Source organism: Bacteroides sp. RTP31139st1_H2_RTP31139_211217 (assembly GCF_040227615.1).
Classification (GTDB): domain Bacteria; phylum Bacteroidota; class Bacteroidia; order Bacteroidales; family Bacteroidaceae; genus Bacteroides; species Bacteroides uniformis.
Window position 1 is genome coordinate 5,855 of record NZ_JBCNZM010000132.1, and the last position, 7,564, is coordinate 13,418.

At 36.3% G+C, this 7,564-nt stretch carries 7 protein-coding genes and 1 pseudogene; 5 read left to right on the forward strand and 3 right to left on the reverse strand.

What is annotated here, in order from left to right; translation table 11 throughout:
• Positions 1-163: pseudogene (locus tag ABUA47_RS24995) on the reverse strand (DNA-binding protein); the annotation flags it as partial.
• 150 nt (positions 164-313) lie between these two features.
• Between ABUA47_RS24995 and ABUA47_RS18035 the strand changes: the two are divergent.
• Complete coding sequence (locus ABUA47_RS18035; RefSeq protein ID WP_178286281.1) at positions 314-616, forward strand: hypothetical protein; 303 nt, start codon at positions 314-316, stop codon at positions 614-616.
• A gap of 142 nt (positions 617-758) precedes the next feature.
• Here the strand turns inward: ABUA47_RS18035 and ABUA47_RS18040 are convergent, their stop codons facing one another.
• Complete coding sequence (locus tag ABUA47_RS18040) at positions 759-2,039, reverse strand: site-specific integrase (protein WP_178286279.1); 1,281 nt, start codon at positions 2,037-2,039, stop codon at positions 759-761.
• Positions 2,039-2,599 (reverse strand): helix-turn-helix domain-containing protein, encoded by a 561-nt coding sequence (locus ABUA47_RS18045; RefSeq protein ID WP_349824570.1) that lies wholly within the window; start codon positions 2,597-2,599, stop codon positions 2,039-2,041. Before ABUA47_RS18045 ends, ABUA47_RS18040 begins: the two co-directional genes overlap by 1 nt.
• A gap of 529 nt (positions 2,600-3,128) precedes the next feature.
• On the opposite strand from ABUA47_RS18045, the gene ABUA47_RS18050 reads away from it, so the two are divergent.
• The 4 genes from ABUA47_RS18050 to ABUA47_RS18065 all read left to right on the forward strand — a co-directional run.
• On the forward strand, positions 3,129-3,443 hold the full coding sequence (locus tag ABUA47_RS18050) for a helix-turn-helix domain-containing protein (RefSeq protein WP_302349611.1): 315 nt from the start codon (positions 3,129-3,131) through the stop codon (positions 3,441-3,443).
• On the forward strand, positions 3,421-5,991 hold the full coding sequence (locus ABUA47_RS18055; protein WP_349824569.1) for a DNA cytosine methyltransferase: 2,571 nt from the start codon (positions 3,421-3,423) through the stop codon (positions 5,989-5,991). The genes ABUA47_RS18050 and ABUA47_RS18055 overlap by 23 nt, the downstream gene beginning before the upstream one ends.
• Positions 5,988-7,187 (forward strand): hypothetical protein, encoded by a 1,200-nt coding sequence (locus tag ABUA47_RS18060; protein ID WP_349824568.1) that lies wholly within the window; start codon positions 5,988-5,990, stop codon positions 7,185-7,187. The genes ABUA47_RS18055 and ABUA47_RS18060 overlap by 4 nt, the downstream gene beginning before the upstream one ends.
• A 112-nt stretch (positions 7,188-7,299) precedes the next feature.
• Positions 7,300-7,564, forward strand: a 265-nt coding sequence (locus ABUA47_RS18065; protein WP_349831853.1) for an AAA family ATPase, incomplete at its 3' end; no start/stop codon positions are given.

Below are 7,564 nucleotides of genomic sequence, written 5' to 3' on the forward strand. Positions count from 1 at the left end.
GATAAGCACAAAGTTCATCTACATTCATCCATTGTGGTGATTCACTTTCCTTCTGCTTTGAGCGAAGAATGTTTACCGTTTGTTGCAAGTTCTCAACTTTGCCAATCAGGTAAGAGATAGCCTTGGGCATCTCCTCCAAAGAATTCACTTTGTAATCAGTCATTTTTATATCGTTTTAAGTTTGAATATTCCGCATTTTTTATCGGATTGCTGATGCAAAGTTAGCGCATTATTTTTGACATCTCAAAATCGCAAAATATTGTAAAACAGTACTTTATTTGGCAATTTGTGTGACGGTAACTCTCTGTAAGAAGTGGCAAAAGAAGTGGAAGTTATGTGGCAGAATACAAGAAAATACAAGTGTACAAAACCTGATGCCCAAAGTGGCAAAAAATGTGGCAGATTTCAAAATTGGGGTTATAAACAATCTATTCATCCCAAATATTTTAGGAGTGGTAAAAAGTGGCAAATTATCTGGCAGAATAAGTGGAAACGATGTGAGCAGCAAACATGGAAGGAATTTGGCAGAAATCTGTTGTTAGAAGTGGCAAAATTTACTTTTATTATCTGTACAATGATGTGGCAGACAATGCAGAAAATGCCTTATTTTCAGTAAAATAACATTTAACATTGTTTAAAAGAATAGTATGATAAAATAGCAATAAACATACTATAATTCGATGAATACAACAACAAAACACCCTCGAAGTCAATAAAGATTCCGAGGGTGTGAGATAACAGAAAAGATTCTTTTTATACTATGATTTGTCCGTAATACTTAGACTATTCAATCCATCGATATAGATAACTTCTGCCGCTTTACGCTTGCTTGGATCTACAATATGACCATAAATCTGAGTAGTTCTAACATTAGTATGGCCTAACATGTCTTTTACTGTATAGATATCGGTTCCATGCTCCAACTGTAACGTTGCAAACGTATGACGTGAACAATGGAATGTAATATTCTTTGTTATACCTGCGTCGGCCATCCACTTTTTCAATGGTCGAGATATCCATGAAGAACCAGTCAACCCTTCAAATACTCGTCGTTCAGGTTCTTTTCGTTCACCACAAAGAGCATAAGCTTGGTCTGAAATAGGAAGATAATCCACGACTTTTGTCTTACGTTGGGTAAAGTCAACTCTCCATCCATTATCCGTCTGGATTATTTCATTCCATTTCATGTCTTGAATATCACATAAACGTATGCCAGTCAAAAGGGCAAAGAAGAAAGCGCGTTTCAGAACTTCATTTTCGCATGGAGTCATAGCAAGTCTCTCTGCTTCCTCCAAAGTCAAGGTTTCTCGCTTTACTTTCTGATCTGGAATACCTTTGATTTTAGCTGCTATATCTACGGTAAGATATTCATCTATGAAAGCACGATGTAAGCCAGCTTTTACAATAGAGAAATATGTGGCAGCTGAATTCTGAGATAACGTACCTGATTTACCACCACCTCTTGGGGCACGAAGCATGAATAACTTTAAATCTTCAAGGAGACTAACGTTTATCTTTTTAAATGGAATAGGTTTGCCTTTTGAGTATATACTGAGCAATTCGCCAACACGTGTCCAATTGACTATAATGGAATTGGAACTATTGGGATGACATTTATAGATGATATTCTTGAAGTATTCAATGAAATCCTGCTCTGAACGTTCGTTTTGAGCAATGATTTCTTCTTCTCGGTCTGAATAGATCACAGCTGTATCATATTCCTGTTGTCGCATAGCTCTGACCTTATCAGCATAGATACATGATTCCTTGTCCAATTGTGAACTACATTGGATTACTCCGTTGGCATCACGTTTGGGCTTATAACAGAAATTACCATTCACATCAACTTTGGTTACCGATGAGTAATCCCATAGGGGAGTTGTGATGGTACGGTTTACTGCCTCAATGATTCGTCCAGGCTTATTACTACCTGGTTTACGTACTGGGTATGACTCAACTACGAGATACCATTTTTCTTCACCATATTCTGATTTACGGAGTTTAACCGTGACTTTTGTATGTAATAAAGGTTTTCTCATTATTCTACAGATTTATATAAGTTATCAATTTCTTCTTTGGGAACATAAACATAGTTACCGATTTGACGGGAGGGAATAGAATATTTTCTGACGTTTGCCCATACGGAGCTATCATCCAATTGGTACTTTTCACAGATTTCTCCAATAGTGTAACAGTCTTCGGGTTCTAGGCTATATAGTTTTTTTCCTTTGACCACTGGGGCGTTTTTCAAATCTCTTCTGTAATGGAAAAGCAAGTCAAGTTCAGAGCGTTTGAATCTAGTTAGACGCTCTCCTAAATTAATACTAGGGATTTTTCCTAATCTTGCAAGTCGATACAATGTACTTCGCTCAATACCATATAATGCAACGACTTGTTTGGCTGTTAGATACTCACGGATATCAGGCACATTCTGAGCATATGCAACAAATAAGGCTTCCTTTTTCTCTGCATCCTTCTTTCTCTTATATGCTACCTTGCTACACTTTGTTGAGCAGTATATACTATCAAGAGTCTTGATAATAAACACTTTGCCGCAAATTGGGCACTTTCTTTTAATTTCAATTCCTAATGCTGGCATGTTTTCTACTTTTAAGTTTTACTGAGTCTTTTTTAGATGAATAAGTATGTTTATGTTCAACCTTATCTACCATTTTGTCTTGTGTAACGATATGTAGCAAAAAAGCCGTAAAAAAGGGCATAATAAGCACATAGAAAACATGAGCCTATAAAAAGCAAATAGCGTGTAACTCATTGAGCTACACGCTATTTTATAGTGTTTTAGTATGTCTTTACTTACATGCCTCATTTGACTTCCTCGAAAATAAACCATATTGAATATCAATGTATTACATAGTATATGGTACAAATATGACATACTTGTAGACATAGAATACATATTGTTTCATTAGGAATATCAATACAATATTAGAAGTGAATACCACTTCAATATTTGTGAAGCACACAATCAATTACGACTTAATAACACATCACCTGAGACTATTTTTTCTATATAATGGGGTACACTTGCTAATATTGAATTAAAAATTCTTTTCTTTCGAATAAAAGTCGTATCTTTGCCATAAATTGTCAAGACAATATTCAGAATTATGTTGTTTACAGAAAAAATTAAAGATTTACGGTTGCATAGTCAACTACCACAAAGAAAGTTGGCGGCTGCATTAGATATAGACACGGCAACCTATTGCAAAATAGAAAAAGGCGAACGAAAAGCTCGAAAAGAACAAGTTGAACTATTGGCCTCCGTCTTTGAGATTGACAAGAAAGAGTTGTTGGCTCTATGGTTGGCAGACAAAGTTACGGATCTTGTTTCCGACAATGGGCAAATTGCTCGTAATGCCCTCTCCTTAGCTGTAGAAAATTTAGAATACAAAGAACAAAATGAAAAATTCAAAAGCATATAAACTCCCTGAAGAAATAGAAGAGGCTATTGTTGCCGAAAGTCGTTCTTCATATGGTCTACATACATACGTCAGCTTATTTAGCAGTGCTGGCGTGGGATGTTATGGCTTTAAGGAAGAGGGCTTTTACTGTGTTGCAACTGTAGAATTACTTGAAAAGCGTCTTAAAATACAATCCTATAACAACAAATGTGTCTACAAGAGTGGGTATATTTGTGGAGATATGACGACACAGGAGACAAAGGATAAGGTATTTGCAGAATTGGAAATGTGGGAAAAGGGCTTTCATGTTACTGATTTAGATGTACTTATTGCCACTCCTCCATGTCAAGGTATGTCTGTTGCTAATCATAAGAAAAAGAAAGATGAGATAATAAGAAATTCCTTAGTTGTCGAGTCTATAAAAATGGTTCATCAGATAAAGCCAAAATTCTTTATCTTTGAGAATGTACGAGCATTTTTGACATCTGTATGCACTGATGTTGATGGCAATGCAAAAAGCATAAAAGAAGCGATAGAAATGAACCTTGGTGGATTATACAATATCCTGTATAAAGTTGTAAACTTTAAGGATTACGGAAATCCATCAAGCCGTACTCGTACACTTGTAATTGGAGTAAGAAAGGACATTAAGGAGATAACTCCATGTGATGTTTTCCCTGACAAGCAACCAGAGAGAACACTTAGAGAAGTGATTGGGCATCTTCCATCTTTGAAGAAAATGGGAGAAATTTCTGAGAATGACATATATCATAATTTCAGAAAATACAATCCGAAAATGGAAGCATGGATTTCTGATATTAAAGAGGGACAATCAGCGTTTGACAATACAGACATTAATCGCATTCCGCATACGGTTAAAAATGGAGTTGTTGTATATAACGCCCAAAAGAATGGCGACAAGTACACTCGCCAATATTGGGATAAGGTTGCCCCATGCATACATACGCGGAATGATATCATGGCAAGTCAAAATACTGTTCATCCTGTAGATAATAGGGTGTTTAGTATTAGAGAAGTTATGCTTATGATGTCTGTGCCAGAGTCGTTCAATTGGTCTGACATTCCATTTGAGAAACTCAATGCTTTAACACCTAAAGAAAAAGAAGCATTCCTTAAAAAAGAGGAAATGAATATTCGCCAAACTTTGGGCGAAGCTGTGCCAACCATCATTTTCAGACAGATAGCCAATAAGATACGTAGAGTCTTGTGCAAGCCGACATTGACTGAACAAGATGCGAAAGGCATAATCGAGCGAAGAAAACTTACAGACATTGACAACTTGCTAAGGTTTATCAGAACTAACAATTCATACAAGTTCGCTGAGTTATCCAAAATAGCAGAATTGGCAAATGCTCAAAGAGAAAATAATGCTGCGTACTATACAAGGCAAGATACCTGCTTCACTATTATAAGCAAACTTCCAGAAGCAAAAGAGTATACTACTCTTGATATTTTGGAGCCATCAGTAGGTGTGGGGAACTTTCTCCCAACTTTGATACAAAAGTATGCAGATGTACCAGTTGTAAACATTGATGTTGTGGATATTGACAAAAACAGCATAGCTATACTACAAGCTCTTGTTGACAAAATCAATATGCCACAAAATATACACATCAACTATATAGTGGCAGATTCTCTTCTATATAATTTTAGTAAAAAATATGATATTGTGATAGGGAATCCACCATATATGAAAATAACAAAAGACAAGAAACTTCTTGCTTTGTATAAGGAACAGGCTCAGAACAAAGACACAAACAATATCTTTGCATTCTTCATAGAAAAAATGATGAGTGTTGGAAATGTTGTGTCTCTGATAGTACCAAAGAGCCTAATAAATGCGCCAGAGTTCAATTTGACTAGATCAATAATGAGAGAAAAGCATATTGCCAATATTATTGACTTTGGCGAGAAAGGTTTTAAGGGTGTTAAAATAGAAACCATAAGTTTTGTCCTTGACACTCGAAAAGCTCCAGACATGACGACCATAGAGTCCTATATAACGGAAGATGTTAGATGTAGGCCACAAGACTACATTACTGATGACAAGTTCCCATATTGGCTCATTTATAGAAATTCGTCTTTCGATAAAGTAGCCGACAAGATTAACTTTAATGTATTTAAGGCATACAGAGACCGAGTTATAACAAAAGCTCGTACAAAAGCAAGCGGACGCATTCGGGTTCTGAAATCACGCAATATCGGGAATAATAAAATCATTAACATTGCAGACTATGACAGTTATATTGATGATTTGGACGGACTTGATGTCGCAAAATATATGAATCAAGAGTGCATTCTACTACCGAATTTGACTTACAATCCAAGAGCTTGCTTTATGCCAAGTAATTGTATCGCTGATGGTTCAGTAGCAATACTTACGACAATAGACCCGTCTGTAAACATTACGGAAGACGATTTGGCATTTTACGCAACAGACGAATTCTCAAATTTCTATTCTGTTGCAAGAAATCGTGGAACTCGTTCTTTGAATATAGATAACAATTCTGTTTTCTTTTTTGGAACATTAAAACAGCATAACATATGAGAATAGAAGATATACAAGAGCATCTTGACAAATACAACGACTATGATATAAGACAGAACAAGAACTGTCGATTCGTTGACCAAAAGTGTACCCCAGATGTAGTTTGCTTCATTGCAGACTGCATTCTGAGCACCGACTGTACAACAAAGGCATTCACTGTAAGCGATTTGTGGAAGACACAATTCTTTATTGAAAATACAAGAATTGTGTTTCATAAGCCGTATGCAGACAACGAGTCTGCCCATAATGAATATGACAAGGTTCTGGCTCAACCATTGAAACTTTTGGCTTATGCCCACGTACTTGAACTTGACGATTCACAACGTCATTTGGTATTCTGTGTAAATAATATGGAAATGTTGGAGTACATTGCTTCTCGTGAAAGGAATGCATTCAACTTTCTACAAGTGTTCTTTCGTAAAGTCGTTTCAGCAAGCGGTATTGAACGTTTCTTCAGAGAATACAAAGAGAGTTGCACTAATGCCACAAAAGGTGAAATCAGAGCGGCTAAGAACACTTTGTATGACAAGTATCATCGTTTCATTAGTGCAAACACTCCTACGAAGTCAAAACTTGACACTACCAGAATGCTTCACAAAGTACTGAATGTGTTTGCATATTCAGAAATGATGCCTGGAAGCAATTGCAAGCTGCAAGACTGGGGAGACTTGATGTATAACAAAGTGAATTGGCGTGATGAATATACCGGGAAAGAGAAAATCCAAACACGAAATGAAGCTAAGGCACATGAAACTGACGATATAAATATAAATTTCTACATAGATTATCAGGTTAATAAAGCGATTAAGAATGTCAAGCGTCAGCAAGGAGACACAAGTGAAGTTCATGATGAATTGGCTACAGGTATTGCAACAGAAGTTCACCATATATTCCCTAAATCACAGTTCCCGATGATTGCCTCATATTACGAGAATTTGATATTGTTGACAAGTAGCCAACACAGGCAAAAAGCGCACCCAAAAGGCAACACACAGGTAGTGGATAGAGACTATCAGTTGACTTGTCTCATGGCAAAATCTCAGACGATAGAAGCCTCTCTCAATGAGGGTAATAACTTCTATCGCAAGGAATCTTTCATCTATGTGGTAAATACCGGATTGGACGAACACATAGAAGAGACCATTTCTTTTGTGGATATACGAAAGTTCCTTGTGAATAAGTATTTGGAGTTTTAATTGTACTTTCCAATAAACATATAGATTTAATAGCAATGTCTCGCATTAAAATCTCAGAATTAAAAATTATCGTTGCTTCAAAGATTTTACAGCACACTTTGAAGAAAGATTCATTGTTCTAATAGGTAGGGGTGATTCTGGCAAATCATCCTTGTTAAAAGCTATTGAAGCCTTATTGAGTCCATTATGGAATTACTCTTTTTCTGATTGGGACTTTTATAATGGAGACATTGAGGCTCCTATCCAAATAGAAGCAGATATTGCAGATTTACCAGAAGAACTATTTGATTTGGATAGCATTGGATTTTCATACAAGCTGAAACGGAAATCTGGTGAAATTTCAACAAATATCGAGCAAGAGGAAGATGGCGATGAGC